Here is a 22,004-nt window from a genome sequence, read left to right as displayed (position 1 = left end):
TGGTGCGAGAAGCGATCCTGATCTACAACCAGGAACGCCCGCACCTGTCCTTAAAATACAAAACGCCCGATGCAGTGCATCGGGCGTTGGGGTGAAACAGGTGTAAACCTATTTCAGGACTAGACATCGGGAAAGGTCAGCAATGGCTGACCGAACGTTTCAACACTCATGACTGACTCCCGCCCACAACCGCCAGGAGACGGGGGCGTTGCAAGAAACAGAAAAATCAGGCGCGACGTCGAGCGTTTTGTTCCATGCGGGTTTGCAGGCGATAGAGATAGGCAAAACCCTGTTCCCAACGCTGATGCCCGGATTTCACATTGATATGCCCGGCGCCAGCGAGAATCCCCGCCTCGGCGCCCCAGTTACGCGCCAGTTCCAGCGCTCGTGGCGCACTGACGGCGGCGTCGTTGTCGGAGCTGACGACCTGGCTTGGGAACGGCAGCAGATCACTCGGAATCGGCGCGAAGTTACGCAGCGCCGGCGCGCAGGTCGCACGCTCGACATCGGCCGGGGCGACCAGCAACGCACCGCGCACCTGAAGCAGGTATTGCAGCGGCGCAGTGGCGGCCCAGTGGGCAACGGTGATGCAGCCCAGGCTGTGCGCGATGAGGATGACGGGCGTGCTGTCGGCAGCAATCGCCTCGGCCAGTGCGCCAACCCAGTCCTCGCGGCGCGGGGTCAGCCAGTCGGTCTGCTCCACCCGTGCGCTGTTGGGCAGGCTGTTCTGCCAGTGGGTCTGCCAATGATCTTCTGGCGATCCTTGCCAGCCCGGCACAATCAGGTAGCGAATTGATTCGTTGTGCATGGGGGCGTTCTCCTGCGTGTCTGTTGCTGACCGAGTATAGGGAGGGGATTTATATCCGCTAAGGAATAAGAAGCTATTTATTAATACCCATATCGAATATCAAATAAAAAACCGGTCGGCGCGAGCAAATAAAAAAGGGCCGCACCCTGCCAAGGAGACGGCCCCGGAAAATCAAAAATTCTTTTACCGCGCAGTGATCACCGATAAGTGAGTGATCCCCGTCCCGGGCGACTTCGCTGTCGCCCAAGTGCAGATGCCAGCCACATCATCATCTCCCCACCGTATAAACGTTTCGCGCGAATTTGGTTTCGGTTTTATGAATCTTGAATTTGATTGGTCCCTTGACCGAGCCGTTTTGGACGACATCTACATTATTGATTGACGCACTCTCCCCGCCAGCACGGATCTGCGGGCCACACTCAGAGTCGGTCTACACTCCAGTCAGCGTCATCGCCTTCATCGTTGAGCACCGTGATAAACCATGATGTTTGCACCTGCTCCGCAAAAAACCCGTACCGCAAACATACCATGACTTGTACAGTACGAAATCGATTCTAAAACCAACGTCGGTGCGCGCCTTCGAAGCCAGCAAAGGCAAGTAAACACTGATCTCTACCCACTTCAGGAGAGTCTCAACCTGTCGCGCCGCAGTACGATTGGGTGTAATCCGCACTCAAATCAGACCGATTTACAAGATCAGTCCCCTCTCCCTCTGGGAGAGGGTGGGTAACAGCAACTGTCAGGCCTCCACCGCCTCACCCGACACCACGACCTCATCCTTGCGAACAAACCGATTGGCCCGCCCGAACGTTCCGAAATCATTGAACCGCACGCCCATCTCACGCATCACTTTGTGCGCCACTGGCACGGTCATCTGGCGAATGTAGAACGGCTCCTTCACCACAAAATGGTGAATCCCGTGACTGCTGCCAAAGTTGAAGCAGAACGCCTGCAACGGCCACAACCACCATGGGTTCAACACCTGACATTGCTGCAGCACATTGCCCGGTTCGATATCCCCGTAGTAATGCATGTTCGAACTGATGAAGTGCAGGCAAAACGTGCGCAATACATTCGGGCCGATGATTACCACGGCGGCGATATCAATCACCTGCATCACGGACAACGTGGTCGCCGACCATTCAATCGGCGACCCCATCAGGTAGGCGATGCCATTGGCCGCATGAAAGCCGAGAAACACATACCAGGCGCCCCAATGCACCAGCGCCAGCGGCGCGTAGACCTTCAGCGTGCGTTTGAGGATGCTGAATTTATGCGCCCAGGTTTTCGCCCGCAGCAGGCGGATGATCGCCGACATCACGTTGTCGCCCACCATCAGCAACCGCGCAAAACCCCACGGCTCGCCATTGGTGATCGCCCGCTCTTCCATGTCGGTCTCAGTGCCGGAGACTTTGTGGTGATTGAGGTGCAGATGTCGGCGAATCCATGGGTTGATGGTGCTCGGCCGCGCCATCCACACCAGACCCATCATCACGTTGTGCGGTACGCGCTGTTTGCGGAAATACATGCTGTGGATCAGGTCGTGCTCAAGCTCATGGGTGAGCGAGGCAAAAAACGCATTGAGTAGCAGGCACACCCACCAGGCCATGTAGCCACTGATGTACAGCGCCGCCGAACCGATCATCCCGACCAGGGCAAAGGCCAGAATCCCCGCCCCAAGTGCATCCTGATGCTTGAGAATCGGGTAGCGCTCGCGCAGTTCCACGCCTTTGGCCAGCACCACTTGGCGAATATGCGCTGATCGCTGGGCTGCATTGTGTCGCTGGGGACTTGCAGAAGTACCGTCCATGCTTCCATCCTCTGGTCATTGATACTCGCATCCTGCCCTGTGCCGATTGCGAACGTGGTAGCCGTGCACGCCAACCTGTTGACCGGAAGCGCCAATCAGCATGAAGGAACCGACCTCCCTCGCCAGTTGGACCCGTGCCTTGCGCAAGCAACTCGATGCGCTGGGGCTGGACAGCGCTGACCTGTGCCAACAGGCCGGGCTTGATCCACAGTTGATGGACGACCCCAACGCGCGCTACCCACTGTCCGGCACCACAAGCCTGTGGGAGATCGCGGTGCAGGTCAGCGGTGATCCGGCGATTGGTTTGCGGGTGTCGCGGTTCGTCAGCCCGACCACCTTCCACGCGCTCGGTTATGCGCTGGTCGCCAGTGGCAGTTTGCGCGAGGTATTCGAACGCATCGTGCGCTATCACCCGGTGGTCAGCGATGCGCTGGAACTGGATCTGCGCCGCAGCGACGACCGCTATCTGTTCCGCCTGAAAGTCCCGCCAGGCAATCCCGCGCCGGCCTTCGAAGCCATCGACGCGTTTGCCGCCATCTATGTGCGCACCTGCCGCAATCGCCTGGGGCGTGACTATGCACCGCTGGCGGTGTACTTGCGCCGCCCGGAGCCGGCGGACGCACATCAATGGCACAAAGTCTTCCGCGCCCCCGTGCATTTCTCATCCGCCGAAGATCGCCTGGAGTTTGCCCTCGCCGACTTCGACAGCCACCTGGACGACGCCAACCCGGAACTGGCCGAACACAACGAAGCGGTACTCAAACGCACCATGGCCCAGCTTCAGCCGCTGACCTGGGAGCGCAAGGTGCGCGACGCCATCGAAGAACAACTGCCCGAAGGCGAGCCCGGCGCCGAACGCATCGCCCAGGCCTTGCACCTGAGCTTGCGCAGCCTGCAACGGCATCTGGCGGATGAGGGTTGCCGCTTCGATACGCTGCTCAACGAGAGCCGCGAGAATCTTGCACTGCAGCATTTGCGTGATCCGCAGTGTTCATTGAGCGAGATCAGCTACCTGCTCGGCTTCGCCGACACCAGCAGCTTCAGCCGCGCGTTCAAGCGCTGGACGGGGCTGACGCCGGGGCAGTTTCGGGATGGGTTGCGCTGAGCGATATTTTTATTGGATTCACTGGCCTCTTCGCGGGCAAGCCCGCGAAGGCGTCAGTCAGATCACCACAAAGCCCAGCTCAAACACCGTGCCCGTCGCATCACTACTGACCCGCACCTGGCCGCCATGCAATTGCATGATCGATTGCACAATCGCCAGCCCTAATCCGCCCGAATCACCCGGCTCGGCGCGGGCCGGGTCAACGCGGTAGAAGCGGTCGAACAGTTTGCCCAGATGCTCAGAGGCGATGGCCGGCCCCAGGTTGTGAACCTGTAACCAGCACCAGCCCGGCTCATCGCGACGGCGCAGGCTGATGACGGTGCCGGGATCGGCGTGGCGCACCGCATTGGCCAGCAGGTTGCCGAGGGCACGTTGCAGCAGTTGTTGATCGGCGTGCAGTTCGCCGTGCAATTGGTTTTCCAGCAGCAGGCGGCGGTCATCGGCCAAGGCTTCGAAGTATTCACACAGTTCGCTGCCGACGCCGTGCAGCTCCAGCGTACGCCGCTCGAGCGCTCGTTCGGCCTGTTCGGCCCGGGCGAGGAACATCAGGTTTTCGGCCATGCGTTTGAGCCGTTCGAACTCTTCCATGTTCGAGGCCAGCACGTCCTGATACTCCGATGCGCTGCGCGAGTGATTCAGCGCCTGACCGTTGCTCGCCAGCAATGTGTGCAGCGGTGTGCGGATCTCGTGGGCAAGATCGGCAGAAAACTGCGACAAGCGCTGCACGCTGTCCTCCAGACGCGCCAGCATGCCGTTGAGCGCCTGTACCGGCTCAAGCAGTTCGGCGGGCGTGCGGGCGACGGGCAAACGTTGATCGAGGCTGCGCAGATCAATGCCGCGTAACGCTTCGCTCAATTGCCGTAACGGTTGCAGGCCCCGGCGCAGCAACAGCAATCCCAAACCGAAGGCCAGCACGGCACCGAGGCCGACCGCCAGATACAAACACAAGCGATAGCTGGCGAGCATCTGTTCGCGCTCACTCAGCACTTTACCGGCGATCACCGTCAGCGACTCGCCGTTGGGCCCTTGCGCTTCGCCGGACAGCAGGGCCAGTTCGGCGCCGTCCGGTGCTTGCCAGGTCAGCACGTCGTGGCGTTGCGGGGTTTGCCCACGGGCGATGGCGTTGATCGGCGGCAAATCGCGGTGACGCGGGTTGATGGCGATCACGTTCGCACCATCGGCGCGGCGCACCAGCAAGAGGCTGTCGAGATTGCCGAGCATGTTCTGGTACAGGCGCGGCCGTGCCTGCAAAGCGTCGAGGCTGTCACTGTCGGCAAGCAAGGCGCGCACTTGCTCAAGACGCCCGAGCAAGGCCAAGTCATCGCGGTAGGCGATTTGCGCGGCGAGCGAGCGGTAAAGGAACACGCCAATCGCGCTCAGCACCAACGCGCAGACCACGGCGAACGCCAGCGCCAGACGCCAGGCGATCGACCTAGAGCGCATCGTCAGGGGCTTCCAGTTGATAGCCAACCCCGCGCACGGTGTGGATCAGTTTCGGCATATACGGATCATCGACTTTCGCCCGCAGACGACGCACCGCGACTTCTACCATGTTGGTGTCGCTGTCGAAATTCAGGTTCCACACCTGCGAGGCGATCAGCGTGCGCGACAGCACTTCGCCCTGGCGACTGGCGAGCAGTTGCAGCAGGGCGAATTCTTTGTTGGTCAGGGCGATACGCTGGCCGCCCCGACTGACCCGTCGGCGCAGGACGTCGATCTCCAGATCGGCAATGCTGTAAGACTCGGCTTCGCGCATCGGCCCGCGTCGCAGCAGCGTGCGCACCCGCGCCAGCAGTTCGGCGAAAGCGAAGGGTTTGAGCAAGTAGTCGTCGGCGCCCAGTTCGAGGCCACGCACGCGGTCTTCAATGGCGTCCTTGGCGGTGAGGAACAACACCGGCGTGGCACCGCGCTGACGGATCAGTTGCAGCAATTGCCAGCCATTGAGGCCGGGCAGCATCACGTCCAGGATAATCAGGTCATATTCCTGCTGCTCAATGTAATAGCGCCCGTCGAGGCCATTGAGCGCCACGTCCACGGCAAATCCCGACTCGCCCAGGCCCTTGGCGAGGAAGTTCGCGGTTTTGGCTTCATCTTCTACGACCAGCAAACGCATGGCACACCTCGATTGATCAGGCACACAGGCTAGGCGCCTTCGGCGGTGTTGCCCATTACAAACTTGTAATCAGACTGACGAGGTTCTGACGAAGACGGGCGGATAAGGTGGCGACCTTCGCTTTCGGAGCCTGTCCATGACCCTCAAATACCTTGTAGCCAGCCTGGCCCTCGGCCTCAGCGGCAGCGTTTTCGCTGCCCCCGAACTGCCGCGTCACGCCGACCTCGACCTGAAAACCGCACGCCTGCTGGCCGATACGGCGCAGCGCAATTGCACCGGCACGGTGTCGGTCCTCGACCGTGGCGGCAACTTGTTGGTGACGATGCGCGGCGACGGCGTCGGCCCACACAACACTGCTGCCAGCCAGCGCAAGGCCTACACGGCGCTGTCGACCAAAACCCCAACCCGGCTGTTCGCTGAACGCGCTCGCAGCAACCCGCAAACCGCCAATCTCAATACCCTCGACGAACTGCTGCTACTGGGCGGCGGCATTGCGCTGTTCGCCGGTGATGAACTGGTCGGCGCCATGGGCGTGGCCGGTTCCGGCGGTGGCGAGCAAGACGAAACCTGTGCAATCCGCGCCGCCGACAAGGCCGGCCTGTCCATTACCCGCCCCCAATAAGGAGCTTCATCATGACCACTTTGCGCATGACGTTCGCCGCCCTCGGCCTCAGCGCGTTTTCCAGCCTGGCGTTGGCCGCTGGCAACCCACTGAGCGTCCACGTACTCAATCTGGAAAACGGCCTGCCCTCAGCGGGTGTCAACGTGACGCTGGAAAAACACGTCGGCCAGAACTGGCAACCATTGGCCGAAGGCACCACCAACGAACAGGGACGCATCGGCGAACTGTTCCCGGCCAAACAGCATTTTGAGGCCGGTGAATACCGCGTGGTGTTCAAGACCGGCGATTATTTCAAGCAAACCAGACGCGAGACGTTTTTCCCGGAGATCCCGGTGATTTTCGAAGTGAAGCAGACGGACCAGCATTACCACATCCCACTGCTGCTGAGCCCTTACGGCTTCTCGACCTATCGCGGGTCCTGAAATCAACACAGATCAAAAATGTGGGAACGGGCTCGGTTGCCCGCTAGATCGCGGCGAGGGCGCGCAATCGCTTGGCGTCGAGGATCTCGATTTCGCCATACCCAAGGCCGATAATCCCCTGCCCCTGCAAGTCCTTGAGAATCTGGTTGGTGGTCTGCCGTGACAGCGACAGCATCGACGCCAACTGCTCCTGCGGCAGTTGCAGCACCCGGCGCGGCGCACCGAGTTCGCCGTAGCCCTCGGCGATCATCAGCAATCGATGCGCCAGTCGTGCCGGGGCCGGCAGCAGACTCAGCTGTTCGAGATTGATGAAAGCAAGACGCAGTTTATGGCTCATCAGCAGCGCCAGATGCCGCCAGTACACCGGCTGTTCGTCGAGGATTTTCAGCAGCGTGGCAGGCGGGATATTCAGCAGGGTGCACGGCCCGACCGCATAAGCATCGTGAGTGCGTGGCTGGCCATCGAACAGGCAGATTTCGCCGAACCAGTGCGGCGCTTCCACCAGACTCAGCAACGCCTCCTTGCCCTGCTCGCTGACCGCACCGATGCGCACGGCACCGTCGAGCACCGCGTACAAACCGCACGGTGGATCACCTCGCTGGAACAGCCGTTGCCCCGTCGTCAGCCGCCGCTCCCGGGCCACTGCCAGCAGACTATCCTGAAAGGACGCAGGCAGATGGCTGAACCACTGGCCGGTCAGCAGCCGTGAACGCATATCCATGAACACTCCTGATTGTCGCCTGCCTGACAGTACCAACGCTGAACCCTGGGCATGATGCGATCACCCTACAGGAGGAACAACAATGAAAAGCCTCGTCGATCACCTGAGTCAATACGCCGCCTACCACCGTGATCCGCGCAACATCGCCAGCCACTTTATCGGCATTCCGCTGATTGTGGTGGCCGTGGCTGTTTTGCTGTCGCGCCCCGAGTGGTCGGTGGGCGAGTTGTGGCTATCGCCAGCCGTGCTCGTGGCGCTGGCTTCGGCGTGGTTTTACCTGCGCCTGGAAGTGAAGCTCGGTTTTTTGATGACGGTGCTGATGGGCCTTTCGGTCTGGGCCGGGCACGTGCTGGCGCAGCAGAGCACCCTGGTCTGGCTGAGCAGCGGTATGGCGATGTTTGTGATCGGCTGGGCGATCCAGTTTGTCGGCCACCACTACGAAGGCCGCAAACCGGCGTTTGTCGATGACATTTCGGGGCTGATTGTCGGGCCGCTGTTTGTGGTGGCCGAACTGGCGTTCATGCTCGGGATGCGCCATGAACTGAAAGAGCAGATCGAGGCGCGAGCGGGGGTGGTGCGGGTCAATCCGAATCGGGCGGCGGTGTAGACCGCTTTCGCGAGCAAGCCCGTTCCCACAATGGAATGCGTTCCCACTGCGGGAGCGGGCTTGCTCCGGGCGGCGATGCGACGAAGCTTTTGACGTTAGAGGCTGGCGATTTTCTGCCAGACCTTCGGCTTGAAGAACAGGGTTTCCCCTTTGGCCAGCCCCGTCAGGCTGTCGTGATCCTTCACCACTTCGGCTTCGATCAGATCTGTCTGCCCCTCAACCTTCAGCGTCACCCGCGTGGTCGCACCCAACGGCCGGATATCGCGGACTTCGGCGGCGTGATGATCCTCCAGCTCATGCCGTGACAGCGACACTTCATGGGGACGGAACAGCACATGATTGTCATCGCCCAAGTGCAGACGGTTCGAATCACCCAAGAAGTGATAAACGAAATCGCTGGCCGGGTTTTCGTAGACGTCCCCCGGTGAGCCGATCTGCTCGATCACGCCTTTGTTCATCACCACGATGCGGTCGGCGACTTCCATCGCTTCTTCCTGGTCGTGAGTCACGAACACCGAGGTCAGGTTGATGTCTTCGTGGAGCCGCGCGAGCCAGCGGCGCAGTTCTTTACGCACCTTGGCGTCAAGGGCGCCGAAGGGCTCATCCAGCAACAGCACTTTGGGCTCCACCGCCAACGCACGGGCCAGAGCAATGCGCTGACGCTGACCACCGGACAGTTGCTCGGGGTAACGATCCGCCAACCAATCCAGTTGCACCATGTTCAGCAGTTCATGAACTTTGGTCGCGATCTGGCTTTCGCTCGGGCGCTGGTTTTTCGGTTTCATGCGCAGGCCGAACGCGACGTTGTCGAACACCGTCATGTGGCGGAACAAGGCGTAATGCTGAAACACGAAACCGACGTTGCGATCCCGCACGTCGTGGCCGGACACGTCTTCACCGTGAAAGACGATGTTGCCCTGATCCGGGGTTTCCAGACCGGCAATAATGCGCAGCAAGGTGGTTTTGCCACAACCGGATGGGCCGAGCAGCGCCACCAGTTCACCGCTTTGAATGTCCAGGCTGATGTTGTCCAGCGCCTTGAACGCATTGAAATTCTTGCTGACGTTACGCACTTCGATCGACATGAATTATTCCTCCGCGGCGCTGGCGCGCAGGCGGTTGATACGGTTTTCGCTCCACTGCTTGGCCAGCAGGATGAAGAGCGCCAGGATCAGCAACAGGCTCGCCACAGCGAACGCGGCCACATGGTTGTATTCGTTGTAGAGAATCTCGACGTGCAGCGGCAAGGTGTTGGTCACCCCGCGAATGTGCCCGGAAACCACCGACACCGCACCGAACTCACCCATGGCCCGCGCCGTACACAACACCACGCCATAGATCAGGCCCCACTTGATGTTGGGCACCGTGACGTGCCAGAACATCTGCCAGCCATTGGCGCCGAGCAGACGCGCGGCTTCCTCTTCCTGCGTGCCTTGTTCCTGCATCAACGGAATCAGCTCACGGGCCACGAACGGCACGGTGACGAAAATCGTCGCCAGCACGATGCCCGGCAATGCAAAGACGATCTGAATGTCGTGATCCTGCAGCCACGGCCCGAACAGGCCTTGAGCGCCGAACATCAGCACGTAGACCAGACCGGCAATGACCGGCGACACCGAGAACGGCAGATCGATGAGCGTCACCAGTAGGCTTTTTCCACGGAACGCGTACTTGCTCACGCACCACGCCGCGCTGACGCCGAACACCAGGTTCAGCGGCACCGAAATCAGTACGGCGAACACGGTGAGCTTCAGTGCCGACAGTGCATCCGGTTCAAAGATCGCGGTGAAGAATGCGCCAAGGCCATTCTTCAAGCCTTGGGACACCACGATGAACAGCGGCAACAATAGAAACAGCGTGAAAACCAGCCAGCCGAGGCCGATCAGGATTCTGCGCGAAGTGGCACTGCCACGGCGCGCTGCGTTGGCCGAAGAGGCGGCGGCAATAGACGATTGGGACATGTTCGCGCCTCCTTATGGGGTTTCGATGCGCCGCTGCAGCAAGTTGATCAGCAGCAACAGGACAAAGGACACCACCAGCATCAAAACGCCGATGGCGGTGGCGCCGGTGTAATCGTACTGGTCGAGTTTGACCATGATCAGCAGCGGCAAAATCTCGGTTTTCATCGGCATGTTGCCGGCGATGAAAATCACCGAACCGTACTCGCCGACGCCACGGGCAAAAGCCAGGGCAAAACCGGTGAGCCAGGCGGGCAGCAGCGCCGGCACCAGAATGTAACGGAACACCTGCAACGGCTTCGCTCCCAGACACGCAGCAGCTTCTTCGACTTCACGGGGAATGTCGGCCAGCACCGGTTGCACCGTGCGCACCACGAACGGCAGGGTCACGAAGGTCAGCGCCAGGGTGATGCCCAGCGGGGTGTAGGCGATCTTGAAACCCAGGTCTGTGGCGAACTGCCCGACCAGACCGGTCGGCGCGTACAGCGCAGTCAAGGCGATACCCGCCACCGCCGTCGGCAGGGCGAATGGCAGATCGATCATCGCGTCGATGACCTTGCGCCCCGGGAAGGTGTAGCGCACCAGCACCCAGGCCAGCAGCGTGCCGATGATGCCGTTGATGATCGCGGCACACAGCGCGGTACCGAAGCTCAGCTTCAGGGCGGCCAGCACACGCGGCGCGGAGATGATCGTCCAGAACTGATCCCAGGTGAGTTGCGCGGCGTGGACGAACATCGCCGCCAGCGGGATGAGCACAATCAGGCTGAGGTACACCAAGGTGTAACCCAGCGTCAGCCCGAAGCCGGGTATGACGGGGGAGATACGACGCGACATAAAAGTCCTTGGTTAAAAAGCCTTCCGCTGAACGCATCAGGCTCGTGGTGTGGCTGAAGTCAGATTACTGCGCCTGATAAATCTGGTCGAACACGCCACCGTCGTTGAAGAATTTCGGCTGTGCGGCTTTCCAGCCGCCGAAGTCCTTGTCGATGGTCACCAGTTCCAGTGTCGGGAACTGCTGGGCATATCTGGCGGCGACAGCCTTGTCACGCGGACGGTAGAAGTTCTTCGCGGCGATTTCCTGGCCGGCCGGGCTGTACAGGTGTTTGAGATAGGCTTCGGCGATCTGCGCATTGCCCTTCTTCTCGGCGTTCTTGTCGACCACGGCCACGGGCGGTTCAGCGAGGATCGAGAGTGAAGGCACGACGATGTCGAACTTGTCCGTGCCGCCGTCTTCTTTCAGCGCCAGGAACGCTTCGTTTTCCCAGGCCAGCAACACATCACCCTGACCATTGTTGACGAAGGTAATGGTCGAGCCGCGAGCGCCGGTATCGAGAATCGGCACATGCTTGAACAGGGTCTGTACGTACTCCTTGGCTTTGGCTTCATCACCGCCATTGGCTTTCAGGCCGTAGGCCCAGGCGGCGAGGAAGTTCCAGCGCGCACCGCCGGAAGTTTTCGGGTTCGGAGTGATCACCGAGACGTCGTTCTTGACCAGATCACCCCAGTCCTTGATGCCTTTGGGATTGCCCTTGCGCACCAGGAACACGATGGTCGAGGTGTACGGCGTGCTCGCCTGCGGCAGGCGCTTGTGCCAGTCGGCCGGCAGGGTTTTGCCGAGTTTGGCGATTTCGTCGATGTCACCGGCCAGGGCCAGGGTCACGACGTCGGCACGCAGACCGTCGATCACCCCACGGGCCTGCTTGCCCGAGCCGCCGTGGGATTGCTGGATTCTCACCGTGTCGCCGGCATGTCCTTGCTGCCAGAACTGGATGAATTCGGCGTTGTAGTCCTGATACAGCTCACGCGTCGGGTCATACGACACGTTGAGCAGTTCGTAATCCTTGGCAACCGCGCAACCGGCAAACGCAGCACTGGCCACGGCGGCCAACGCGTAACGGCGAATCGACGACATGGTGAAAGCTCCTGGAATTCTGGGTGATGGCTTTTTCTTATGAATATCTGCAATCGAGTTGCCGGTCGGGATCTTTTAGCCCGGTTGCTTGCCCGGCTGCTGCAAGCGGAATTTCTCTTTGCGCTCGATCTGGACCACTTGCGCGTTGTGCACAGTGATCTCCACTGCGCCAAAGCGCAGGTCGCGCAGGGCACTCTGGATCTCACGCAAAATGGTGGCTTCGTCCTGACCGTCAACGCTACGCAGGGATGCGCTCATGGTGCTGCTCCTTTGAAGGGGATTGGCCTGGCAGCGGAGGGCACTGCGTTGGCGTGGGAGCAATATAAGAGAGGCACTGTTATTCTTAAAAATACTATTTAAGAATTTTTATATAACCGAAAAGAATTATCTATACGGACAAGGGGTTGCGATCTGTTGATCTTCAATCGATCAATGGCGCTCGCGACCAATCGATCTCCGGCGCCGGTACCGGCCGTCCAAACCAGTACCCCTGCCCCAGATTGCACTCCTGCTCCAACAGAAACGCCGCCTGCTCAACCTGTTCGATGCCCTCGGCATGCACCTGCATGCCCATGCTGCGGGCCAGCGCGATGATCACCCGGACAATCGCCACATCATGTTCGTCCCCGGGCAATCCGGCGACGAACCCCTGATCGATCTTGAGTTTCTGCACCGGCAAGCGCTTGAGCCGCAGCAGCGATGAATAGCCAGTGCCGAAATCATCAATGGCCAAACGAATGCCCAATTCGCGCAAGCGATGCATCTGCTCCAGCGCCACTTCCGGGTCGTCCATCACCGCACTTTCGGTGACCTCCAGTTCCAGATAGGCCGGATCCAGCCCAGTGTCGTGCAGCACCTGCGCCACCTGTTGATACAACTCGCGTCGAGCAAACAGCCGCGACGAGACATTCACCGCCACAAACGCCAGCAACACCCCGGCTTTCAGCCATTGGCACATTTGCCGGCAAGCCTGCTGCATGACCCACGCGTCGATCTCGGCGATCAACCCGGTGCGCTCGGCAATCGGGATGAATTCGGCCGGCGACACCAGGCCGCGCTGCGGATGCTGCCAACGCACCAAGGCTTCAACGCCGATCAGGCGCCCGGTTTTCAGGTCATGCACCGGTTGGTAGTAGACCCGCAGCTCCTGCTGCTCCAGCGCTCGGCGCAATTCGAAAGCGATTTCGACCCGTCGCTGGGCATGGGCCGTCAGCTCTTCGGTGTACAAGGCGTAACCGTTGCGCCCGTTGCTCTTGGCCTTGAACAGCGCAGCATCGGCATTGCGCAGCAGTTGTTCGGCGCTCAGCGCATCGCTGGGAAACAGGCTGATGCCGACACTGGCATTGATGAACAACTCATGACCTTCGATACAAAACGGCTCTTTGAGCGCGTCGAGAATGCGCCGGGCCAACGCCGCTGCCTGCACCAGTTGTGGACAACACTCGGCCAGCACCGCGAATTCATCGCCTCCGAGTCGCGCCAGAGTGATGCCGGGACCGAACAAGTCCTGCAACCGCGCAGCCACGGACTTGAGCAGTCGATCACCGACGTTGTGACCGAGGCTGTCGTTGATCATCTTGAAGTGATCCAGATCGAGCATCAGCAGGGCGCAGCCGCGTTTTTGGAGCTGCGCCGAGGCCAGCGCCTGCTCGGCGCGGTCGCTGAACAGCAGGCGATTGGGCAGATCGGTCAGCGGATCGTGGTGAGCGAGGTGCTTGAGTTCATGCTCGGAGTGCTTGATCGCACTGATGTCGGAGAACACCGCCACATAGTGACTAAGGCGCCCCTGATCATCGTGTATGACGCGGATGGTTTGCCACTGCGGATAGATTTCGCCGCTTTTACGGCGGTTCCAGATCTCACCGCTCCACTCGCCCTGCGACGCCAGCGTGGCGAACATCGCCTGATAGAAACCCGGCGGATGATGGCCAGACTTGAACAGGCTTGGCTGCTGACCCAGAACTTCCTCGCCTTGGTAACCAGTGATCTCGATGAACGCACGATTGACGTGCACGATCAGCCCACGATGGTTGGTGACCAGTACGCCTTCACGCGTGCAATCGAACACAGCCGCCGCCTGCCGCAGGCGTTCGCGATCAGCATGCCGCTCGCGCAAACGCGCGCCAATCCCCAGAAACGCACACAAACGCGCCCGCGCCAGAAAGATCAGCCCGGCACTGAACGCCGCCAATACATAACCGTTGATCAGTTGCCAACGGGCAAGATCGACGGCGTTATCGAAGAAACTGTTTAATAAATAACCAGCCCCCTGCAGCCAGACGACTGCAACTACAAGATAGAGCAGCGCTGCACGCAAGGCATCGCGATAAGTGGCTGACATTCGGCCGTCCATGTCCCTACAAAAAGGTTGGGATTATAGGTCAAGAAACATCCAGCGACTCTTATCTGAAAGGGTGACTGGTTTTATCTGTGTGCTTGGTGATAATGCAACGGCTGTTTTTATCTTTATCGAGGGCCCTATAGCCTATGTGGTACGAAGGTTTTCTTGGTTTGTCGGCCTGGTCACTGGTCGCCGTCACCCTGCTCATGACCCATGTGACAATTGTCGCCGTCACGGTCTATCTGCACCGTTACTCCGCCCATCGCTCGCTGGAGCTGAATGCCGGGCTCAAACACTTTTTCCGCTTCTGGCTGTGGCTGACCACAGCGCAGAACACCCGCGAATGGACCGCCATCCACCGCAAACACCACGCCAAATGCGAAACCGAAGAGGACCCGCACAGCCCGGTCATCAAAGGTCTGTCCACTGTGCTGCGCACCGGCGCCGAACTGTACCGCGCCGAAGCGCAAAACCCCGAGACCCTGCGCATCTACGGCAAAAACTGCCCCGAAGACTGGATCGAACGCAACGTCTACAGCCGCTATCCGCTGCTGGGCGTGGCCATCATGGGCGTCATCGACCTGCTGCTGTTCGGCACCATCGGCATCACCATCTGGGCGATCCAGATGATGTGGATCCCGGTGTGGGCTGCCGGCGTGATCAACGGCCTGGGCCATGCCGTCGGCTACCGCAACTTCGAATGCCGCGACGCGGCGACCAATCTGGTGCCGTGGGGCATCCTGATCGGCGGCGAAGAACTGCATAACAACCATCACACCTACCCCAACTCGGCCAAGCTTTCGGTGAAGAAGTGGGAGTTCGACCTCGGTTGGGCCTGGATCAAAGTCTTCAGCTTCCTGCGTCTGGCCAAGGTGCAACGTGTCGCGCCGATTGCTCACCGTGTCGAAGGCAAGGGCAACCTGGACATGGACACCGCCATGGCGATCCTCAACAACCGCTTCCAGATCATGGCCCAGTACCGCAAGCTGGTGATCGGCCCGCTGGTCAAGCAAGAGCTGGCCAAGGTCGATCATTCGGTGCGTCACCAGTTCCACCGCGCCAAGCGTCTGCTCTCGCGGGAAACCAGCCTGCTGGAAGATCGTCATCACCTGCGTATCCAGACCATGCTCGAGCACAGCCAGGCACTGAAGGTAATTTACGAAAAACGTCTGGCCCTGCAACAGATCTGGGTCAAGACCAGTGCAAATGGCCACGACATGCTCGCCGCCATCAAGGAATGGATTCACGAGGCCGAGGCCAGTGGCATACATTCCCTGCGCGAATTCGCCGACCAGTTGAAAACCTACTCGCTGCGCCCTGCAGCGGTCTGAGACCGTTGATCGGTGCGTCCGGACTCCCGGGCGCACCCATCGGAACTTAGCCCGCAATCCCCTATCTCAAAGACACTTCGCCACCCCGGCGGGCCGTACTGTGGTCGTTGTCGAATTCCGGCACGCCCTTTGAGATCTGTGCCGATGGTCAACAACAACCAAAAAGACTCATCCCTCCCGCAATGGCCCGAGGCCGCGCAAACCCTCATGGCGTTGATGCACGCCCAAGGCGAAGTCGCCCGGCTGAGCGAGCGCGAGCAACTGTTCAGCGCCCTGCTGGTCAGCGTCAATGCCGTGCTGTGGGCCTTCGACTGGGAAACCCGGCAGGTGCTGTACGTCAGCCCCGCCTATGAACGGATTTTCGGCCGCTGCGCCGGCCTCTTGCTCGCCGACTACAACCAGTGGCGCGACAGCATCTACCCCGACGATCTGGACTACGCCGAACGCAGCCTCGCCGACGTCCTGCACAAAGGCGCCGTGGAAGATCGCGAATACCGGATCATTGCCGCCGACGGCCAGGTACGCTGGATCAGCGATAAATGCTTCATCAATCGTCAGGACGAACCCGGACAACCGGTGGTGATTGTCGGTATCGCCGAGGACATCACCGATAAAAAGCAGATGGAAACCGAGTTGCAACGCCTGGCCACTACCGACGTGCTGACCCAAAGCAGCAATCGGCGCCACTTCTTCGAATGCGCCAATCGCGAATTCGAAGAGGCGCGCCTGCAAGGTTCACCACTGGCATTCCTGCTGCTGGATATCGATGACTTCAAAGTGATCAACGACAGCTACGGCCATCCCGAGGGTGACAATGTGCTGCAACGGATCGCCGAGTGCGGTCGCGGTTCGCTGCGACGAGGGGATCTGTTCGGGCGTATTGGTGGGGAAGAGTTTGCCGCCGTGTTCCCCGGCTGCGCGCCAGACATGGCGATGCAAGTGGCCGAACGGCTGCAACGAGAGATCCAACGCTTGAGTTTCAACCACAACGGCCAGACGTTCGGCATTACGGTGAGCCAGGGTCTGACCTGCCTCAAGGAGGGCGATGGCAGCCTCGACAGCCTGTTCGCCCGTGCGGATGCAGCGATGTACGAAGCCAAACGCCAGGGCAAAAACCGGATTATCTCTGCCTGACAACACAAAACAACTGTGGGTTTGTGAAAACTCCAGTTATTTGCGCATCCGCATCAATTCCGGCAGCCCGATCTTGAGCAACCGCGCCGTGCGGCTCTTCGCCAGTTCCTCAACACCTTCATGCTCCGTCAGGCGAGCCATCTGCGCTGCCATGTTCATCACCAGCGCCTCGCGGGAATACACCCCGCCGCCGAGCTGGTAGACCGAAGCAATCAGCTCACGCAACTCCAACGGCAAACGCCAGCGTGTACGCAACGCCGAACCATACGCCGCGCCAAACTCGGCCAGCGCGTCGCCGACTTCCTCACACTCATCCAGCTCCCCGCCGGCCTGCTTCCACTCCTGCAGACAGCGCAGCAACGCCAGATCGCCCAAACGATGCAACATGCCGGCGCAATAGCAGCGCTCCTGATCCAGATCGAGCAAGCGCGCCAGGGTGCGAGCGTACTCCGCGGTGTGCAGCGACAGGCCCCAGTAACGCTCGGCATAGTCCGCCAGACACGGATCGCTGAGCCTGGCGCTGCGTTTGAGCGCCAACCCCAGAATCAGGTTCATGCTTTGCCCAGTCCCCAGCCGATGCAGCGCCTGCGCCAACGTCTGCACCGGTGCACCGTGGTGCTGCGCCGCGCTGTTGGCTGCGGCGATCAGTACGGCGGTGATCTGCGGGTCGATGCGGATTTCCTCTTCCAGCAGCTTCAGGTCCAGCCCATTGGGATTGAGGCTGCGTTTGACCGCCACCTGCACATCGGTCATCAGCGGGGCGCCGTCAGTCTGCTCGCGGCGCCGCTCAAGGAACACCGACAAGGTCATGCCCGGCGCGAGTGCCGGCACTTCGCAGAACACTTCCTCACCGGCATTGAGCAACAAACCTTGCAGACGCTCCGTCAGGCTTTCCATGTTCAGGGGTTTGGTCAGGTACGCCGTCGGCGCCAGCGGAAGGGCTTCGCGCACGCTCGCGCTGTCGTTGCGACTGCTCATCAGAATGAACGGCAGCGGCGGATTGCGTTTGCGCTGGCGCACGCTGCGCAACACGCTCAAGCCATCGACACCGGGCAGCTCCCAATCGACGATGGCCAGGTCATAGGGCACTTCGCTGAGCAGCGAGAGGGCTTGCTGGCCGTCGGCACACAGATCCAGCCGCGCATCGCAGCGCACATTGAGCAGCACTTGTTTGAGCAGATCACGAGACCATGGGTCGGCCTCGGCAATCAGCACTCGGGGTACGGCGGGTAAATCAACGGCAGTCATGCGCGCTCTCCCTTGCAATGCCTGAACCTTAGCCAATGCGAGCTATTCGATACAGCGCTAAACCTGACGATGTGATTCCACAGACGAAAAAAAACCCGCCGAAGCGGGTTTTTTGTCTATCCAGTCACACAGCGCCCGACCTTACAGCTCGGAGAAGCACTCTTCGATGATCGCCAGACCTTTGTCCAGTTGCTCATCCGGCGAGGTCAGCGGTACGAGTACGCGCAGCACGTTGCCGTAGGTGCCGCAGGACAGCAGGATCAGGCCCTTGTCGCGAGCCTTGGCCACAACGGACGCCACAGCGGCAGCGTTCGGCTTGTGACTGTCGCCGTTTTCGAACAGCTCGACGGCGATCATTGCGCCCAGGGCGCGGACTTCGCCGATGACCGGGTACTTGGCCTGGATGGCTTTGAGGCCAGTGACCAGTCGCTCGCCGACAGCCTTGCAGCGATCCAGCAGTTTTTCTTCTTCGAAGACTTCCATCACCGCCAGAGCCGCCGCGCAAGCGATCGGGCTACCGGCGTAGGTGCCGCCCAGGCCGCCTGGAGCGATGGCGTCCATGTATTCGGCCTTGCCGCACACACCGGCCAACGGGAAACCACCAGCGATGGATTTGGCGAAAGTGGTCAGGTCGGCAGCAACGCCCATCTGCTCCATGGCGAAGAAGGTGCCGGTACGGCCAGCGCCGGTCTGCACTTCGTCAGCGATCAACAGAATGCCGTGCTGGTCGCACAGGGCGCGCAGACGCTTCATGAACTCTTTAGGCGCGACGTAGAAACCGCCTTCGCCCTGAACCGGCTCGATGATGATGGCAGCGATGTCACGCGGCTCAGCGTCGTTCTTGAAGATGCGCTCGATGGAAGCGATCGAATCGTCGATGCTCACGCCGTGCAGTTCGTTAGGGTACAGCGCGCGGAAGATGCCGCCTGGCATCAGGCCCATGCCGGCCGAGTAAGGCACGACCTTACCGGTCAGGCCCAAGGTCATCATGGTGCGACCGTGGTAAGCGCCGGTGAAGGCGATCACGCCGGCACGGCCAGTGGCGGCACGGGCGATTTTCACAGCGTTTTCCACCGCTTCGGAACCGGTGGTGACCAGCAGGGTTTTCTTGTCGAAATCACCTGGCACCTTGGCGTTGATTTTTTCGCACAGCTCAACGTACGGCTCGTAGGCCAGCACCTGGAAGCAGGTGTGGGTCAGCTTGTTCAGCTGTTCGGTCACGGCCGCGATGATTTTCGGGTGCACGTGGCCAGTGTTCAGTACAGCGATACCGCCAGCGAAGTCGATGAATTCACGACCTTCAACGTCCGTCACGGTAGCGTTCTTCGCGGATTCGGCGAAGATCGGGTGAATCTGGCCAACACCACGAGGTACGGCAGCGGTACGGCGGGCCATCAGTTCAGCGTTAGTCTTGCTCATTACAGTCCTCATTCGCCGCTCATCGGGCGGCGCGGTTCAAGGATTAAGCGGGAGGAAGCGACGGTGGCAGCATGCGATGATCGACTGCCACGGCGTTCCCGGCCGCAGAGAAAATTCCGGTTTGAAACGACGCAAAGGGACAGCGCTCTCGTGCCCTTTGCGTTTGCAGCAATCCCTTTCTCGGCTTAGATGCCCAGGCAGAGGTATTTGATTTCCAGGTAATCTTCGATGCCGTACTTGGAGCCTTCACGGCCCAGGCCCGACGCCTTGATGCCGCCGAATGGCGCGACTTCGTTGGAGATCAGCCCGGTGTTGACGCCAACCATGCCGTATTCCAGGGCTTCCGCCACACGGAACACACGGCCCAGGTCACGAGCGTAGAAGTAAGAGGCCAGACCGAACTCGGTGTCGTTGGACATCGCGATCACTTCGGCTTCGTCTTTGAAGCGGAACAGCGGCGCCAGCGGACCGAACGTTTCTTCCTTGGCGACCGCTGCGTCTTTCGGCACGTTGGTCAGGATGGTCGGCTCGAAGAAGTTGCCTTCCATCGGCTTGCCACCGGCCAGCACGGTGGCACCTTTGGCCACAGCGTCAGCGATGTGTTCTTGCACCTTGGCCACGGCTTTTTCGTCGATCAGCGGGCCAGTGGTGGTGCCGTCTTCCAGACCGTTGCCGATCTTCAGTTTGGCCACGGCCACTTTCAGCTTCTCGGCGAAGGCGTCGTAGACCGAATCCTGAATGTACAGACGGTTGGCGCAGACGCAGGTCTGACCGTTGTTGCGGTACTTGGAAATGATCGCGCCTTCAACGGCCTTATCCAGGTCTGCGTCGTCGAACACGATGAACGGCGCGTTGCCGCCCAGTTCCAGCGAGACTTTCTTGATGTCCTTGGCACATTCGGCCATCAGTTGACGGCCGATTTCGGTCGAACCGGTGAAGGACAGCTTGCGCACGATCGGGTTGCTGGTCAGCTCGCTGCCGATGTCGCCGGCGCTGCCGGATACCACGCTGAACACGCCCGCAGGAATGCCGGCACGCTGGGCCAGTTCAGCCAGTGCGAATGCGGAGAAAGGGGTTTGCGAAGCAGGCTTGAGCACCATGGTGCAACCGGCAGCCAGCGCCGGGCCGGCCTTACGGGTGATCATCGCGGCCGGGAAGTTCCACGGGGTAATGGCTGCGGTCACGCCGATTGGCTGCTTGATCACGATCAGGCGTTTGTCCGGCTGGTGGCCCGGAATCACGTCACCGTAAATGCGTTTGGCTTCTTCAGCGAACCACTCGATGAACGAAGCGGCGTAAACGATTTCGCCCTTGGCTTCGGCCAGCGGCTTGCCCTGTTCGAGGGTCATCAAGCGAGCGAGGTCGTCCTGGTTTTCGATCATCAGCTCGAACCAGCGACGCAGTTTGCCGGCACGCTCTTTGGCGGTCAGTGCACGCCAGGCCGGCAGCGCTTTATCAGCGGCTTCAATGGCACGGCGGGTTTCGGCAGCGCCCATCTTCGGCACGGTACCGAGAATTTCGCCGGTGGCCGGGTTGTTGACCTTGATCGTCTGACCGTTGTCCGCATCGACCCAAGCGCCATCAATGAAGGCTTGCTGGCGGAACAACTGGGTGTCTTTAAGCTGCATGTCGGCTTTCCTTAACAGCACCGCGGCCTGCGCGGAGCAAATTATGATTGTAGAAAGGCGCCTCGCAAGGCTGCCGTCAGGGAAATCAGTGACCGGGTGAGGCGCATCAATCGTGCACGACTCGAAACACCTGCGCTTCAACGCCCAGTCAACGAGCGTTTGAAATCTCAAACGGATCGTAGGAGCAAAGGGTTTAAAGGACAATAGGGCGTTCGAAAAAAAGAACAAAAACGGCGTGTTTGTGAAGTTTTTCAGATCAACGAGCAAAACGCCCCCGCCGCAGGAAAACCATAGAACACCCCCGTCAAAGCGCCAAGCGAGGGTTTTGCAGGACGTTACCGCTTTATGGAATACAGCGACTCCAGCCGACACGCGCACTGACAATACGCCCCAAAACCCAGCATGGACGCCCTGACCCGACCTAGGTATGATGTCGCCCGCTGCACCAGTAGCTCAGCTGGATAGAGTACTGCCCTCCGAAGGCAGGGGTCGTGGGTTCGAATCCCGCCTGGTGCACCACGAATATGTCTAGTCCTGAAATAGGTTTACACCTGTTTCACCCCAACGCCCGATGCGCTGCATCGGGCGTTTTGTATTTTAAGGACAGGTGCGGGCGTTCCTGGTTGTAGATCAGGATCGCTTCTCGCACCATTTGCTCCGCTTGCGCCAAGTCTTTCGGCCGGTGGAGCAAGAGTTCCGTTTTCAAGATGCCGTTGACCCGCTCTGCCAAGGCGTTCTGGTAGCAGTCGTAGCCATCTGTCATCGAACACGTGATGCCATGCTTGGCGTGGAGCTTTTGATACAGCGCCGAGCAGTACTGGACTC

At 60.2% G+C, this 22,004-nt stretch carries 20 protein-coding genes, 1 tRNA gene and 1 pseudogene; 7 read left to right on the top strand and 15 right to left on the bottom strand.

Annotation, left to right across the window (positions count from 1 at the left end; translation table 11 throughout):
* Positions 1-226: 226 nt before the first annotated feature.
* A complete protein-coding gene (locus AACY11_RS26970; RefSeq protein ID WP_339431593.1) occupies positions 227-808 on the bottom strand; it encodes an alpha/beta hydrolase in 582 nt (193 codons plus the stop codon).
* 739 nt (positions 809-1,547) lie between these two features.
* Positions 1,548-2,618, bottom strand: coding sequence for a fatty acid desaturase (locus AACY11_RS26965; RefSeq protein WP_339431594.1), 1,071 nt, complete (start codon positions 2,616-2,618; stop codon positions 1,548-1,550).
* A 100-nt stretch (positions 2,619-2,718) separates the two neighbouring features.
* On the opposite strand from AACY11_RS26965, the gene AACY11_RS26960 reads away from it, so the two are divergent.
* Complete coding sequence (locus AACY11_RS26960; RefSeq protein WP_339431595.1) at positions 2,719-3,723, top strand: AraC family transcriptional regulator; 1,005 nt, start codon at positions 2,719-2,721, stop codon at positions 3,721-3,723.
* Between the two features lie 57 nt (positions 3,724-3,780).
* Here the strand turns inward: AACY11_RS26960 and AACY11_RS26955 are convergent, their stop codons facing one another.
* Positions 3,781-5,166 (bottom strand): heavy metal sensor histidine kinase, encoded by a 1,386-nt coding sequence (locus AACY11_RS26955; RefSeq protein ID WP_339431596.1) that lies wholly within the window; start codon positions 5,164-5,166, stop codon positions 3,781-3,783.
* The gene (locus AACY11_RS26950) at positions 5,156-5,836 is read right to left on the bottom strand and encodes a heavy metal response regulator transcription factor (protein ID WP_339431597.1); all 681 of its coding nucleotides are present in this window, start codon (positions 5,834-5,836) and stop codon (positions 5,156-5,158) included. Before AACY11_RS26950 ends, AACY11_RS26955 begins: the two co-directional genes overlap by 11 nt.
* A 136-nt stretch (positions 5,837-5,972) precedes the next feature.
* Between AACY11_RS26950 and AACY11_RS26945 the strand changes: the two genes are divergently transcribed.
* Positions 5,973-6,458 carry a GlcG/HbpS family heme-binding protein gene (locus AACY11_RS26945; RefSeq protein ID WP_339431598.1) on the top strand — a complete coding sequence of 162 codons (486 nt, stop codon included), beginning with the start codon at positions 5,973-5,975 and terminating at the stop codon, positions 6,456-6,458.
* An 11-nt stretch (positions 6,459-6,469) separates the two neighbouring features.
* On the top strand, positions 6,470-6,880 hold the full coding sequence (uraH, locus tag AACY11_RS26940) for a hydroxyisourate hydrolase (protein ID WP_339496144.1): 411 nt from the start codon (positions 6,470-6,472) through the stop codon (positions 6,878-6,880).
* A 43-nt stretch (positions 6,881-6,923) separates the two neighbouring features.
* On the opposite strand, the gene AACY11_RS26935 is transcribed toward uraH, so the two are convergent.
* On the bottom strand, positions 6,924-7,601 hold the full coding sequence (locus AACY11_RS26935; protein WP_339496143.1) for a Crp/Fnr family transcriptional regulator: 678 nt from the start codon (positions 7,599-7,601) through the stop codon (positions 6,924-6,926).
* Between the two features lie 82 nt (positions 7,602-7,683).
* Between AACY11_RS26935 and AACY11_RS26930 the strand changes: the two genes are divergently transcribed.
* Positions 7,684-8,208 (top strand): Mpo1 family 2-hydroxy fatty acid dioxygenase, encoded by a 525-nt coding sequence (locus tag AACY11_RS26930; RefSeq protein ID WP_339496141.1) that lies wholly within the window; start codon positions 7,684-7,686, stop codon positions 8,206-8,208.
* A 95-nt stretch (positions 8,209-8,303) separates the two neighbouring features.
* On the opposite strand, the gene AACY11_RS26925 is transcribed toward AACY11_RS26930, so the two are convergent.
* From AACY11_RS26925 to dibA, 6 genes are all read right to left on the bottom strand, one after another.
* Entirely contained in the window at positions 8,304-9,293 is a 990-nt protein-coding gene (locus tag AACY11_RS26925; RefSeq protein WP_339431602.1) for a sulfate/molybdate ABC transporter ATP-binding protein, read from the bottom strand.
* Positions 9,294-9,296: 3 nt separating this feature from the next.
* Positions 9,297-10,169 carry a sulfate ABC transporter permease subunit CysW gene (gene cysW / locus AACY11_RS26920; RefSeq protein ID WP_339431603.1) on the bottom strand — a complete coding sequence of 291 codons (873 nt, stop codon included), beginning with the start codon at positions 10,167-10,169 and terminating at the stop codon, positions 9,297-9,299.
* Between the two features lie 12 nt (positions 10,170-10,181).
* Complete coding sequence (gene cysT, locus AACY11_RS26915) at positions 10,182-11,000, bottom strand: sulfate ABC transporter permease subunit CysT (RefSeq protein ID WP_221730987.1); 819 nt, start codon at positions 10,998-11,000, stop codon at positions 10,182-10,184.
* Positions 11,001-11,064: 64 nt separating this feature from the next.
* The gene (locus tag AACY11_RS26910; RefSeq protein ID WP_339431604.1) at positions 11,065-12,078 is read right to left on the bottom strand and encodes a sulfate ABC transporter substrate-binding protein; all 1,014 of its coding nucleotides are present in this window, start codon (positions 12,076-12,078) and stop codon (positions 11,065-11,067) included.
* 75 nt (positions 12,079-12,153) lie between these two features.
* Positions 12,154-12,336 carry a sulfur starvation response protein OscA gene (oscA, locus tag AACY11_RS26905; RefSeq protein ID WP_041477433.1) on the bottom strand — a complete coding sequence of 61 codons (183 nt, stop codon included), beginning with the start codon at positions 12,334-12,336 and terminating at the stop codon, positions 12,154-12,156.
* A 163-nt stretch (positions 12,337-12,499) separates the two neighbouring features.
* Positions 12,500-14,419 carry a phosphodiesterase DibA gene (gene dibA, locus AACY11_RS26900; RefSeq protein ID WP_339463944.1) on the bottom strand — a complete coding sequence of 640 codons (1,920 nt, stop codon included), beginning with the start codon at positions 14,417-14,419 and terminating at the stop codon, positions 12,500-12,502.
* 146 nt (positions 14,420-14,565) lie between these two features.
* On the opposite strand from dibA, the gene desA reads away from it, so the two are divergent.
* Positions 14,566-15,750, top strand: a complete 1,185-nt coding sequence (gene desA / locus AACY11_RS26895) for a delta-9 fatty acid desaturase DesA (RefSeq protein ID WP_339431606.1) — start codon at positions 14,566-14,568, stop codon at positions 15,748-15,750.
* 144 nt (positions 15,751-15,894) lie between these two features.
* A complete protein-coding gene (locus AACY11_RS26890) occupies positions 15,895-16,884 on the top strand; it encodes a GGDEF domain-containing protein (RefSeq protein ID WP_339431607.1) in 990 nt (329 codons plus the stop codon).
* Between the two features lie 36 nt (positions 16,885-16,920).
* On the opposite strand, the gene AACY11_RS26885 is transcribed toward AACY11_RS26890, so the two are convergent.
* From AACY11_RS26885 to gabD, 3 genes are all read right to left on the bottom strand, one after another.
* On the bottom strand, positions 16,921-18,132 hold the full coding sequence (locus AACY11_RS26885) for a response regulator (RefSeq protein ID WP_221730982.1): 1,212 nt from the start codon (positions 18,130-18,132) through the stop codon (positions 16,921-16,923).
* 141 nt (positions 18,133-18,273) lie between these two features.
* Positions 18,274-19,551, bottom strand: coding sequence for a 4-aminobutyrate--2-oxoglutarate transaminase (gene gabT, locus AACY11_RS26880; RefSeq protein ID WP_221730981.1), 1,278 nt, complete (start codon positions 19,549-19,551; stop codon positions 18,274-18,276).
* Positions 19,552-19,736: 185 nt separating this feature from the next.
* The gene (gene gabD / locus AACY11_RS26875; RefSeq protein ID WP_339431610.1) at positions 19,737-21,179 is read right to left on the bottom strand and encodes an NADP-dependent succinate-semialdehyde dehydrogenase; all 1,443 of its coding nucleotides are present in this window, start codon (positions 21,177-21,179) and stop codon (positions 19,737-19,739) included.
* A 442-nt stretch (positions 21,180-21,621) separates the two neighbouring features.
* Here gabD and AACY11_RS26870 point away from each other — a divergent pair.
* Positions 21,622-21,698: transfer RNA gene (locus AACY11_RS26870), tRNA-Arg, on the top strand.
* Positions 21,699-21,707: 9 nt separating this feature from the next.
* Here AACY11_RS26870 and AACY11_RS26865 read toward each other — a convergent pair.
* A pseudogene (locus AACY11_RS26865) lies at positions 21,708-22,004 on the bottom strand (integrase core domain-containing protein); the annotation flags it as partial.

It is taken from the genome of Pseudomonas sp. RA_105y_Pfl2_P56 (genome assembly GCF_963970845.1).
Lineage (GTDB): Bacteria > Pseudomonadota > Gammaproteobacteria > Pseudomonadales > Pseudomonadaceae > Aquipseudomonas > Aquipseudomonas baetica_A.
Note: the sequence above shows the minus strand (reverse complement) of the source record. Positions and strands in the feature narration are given on the sequence as shown.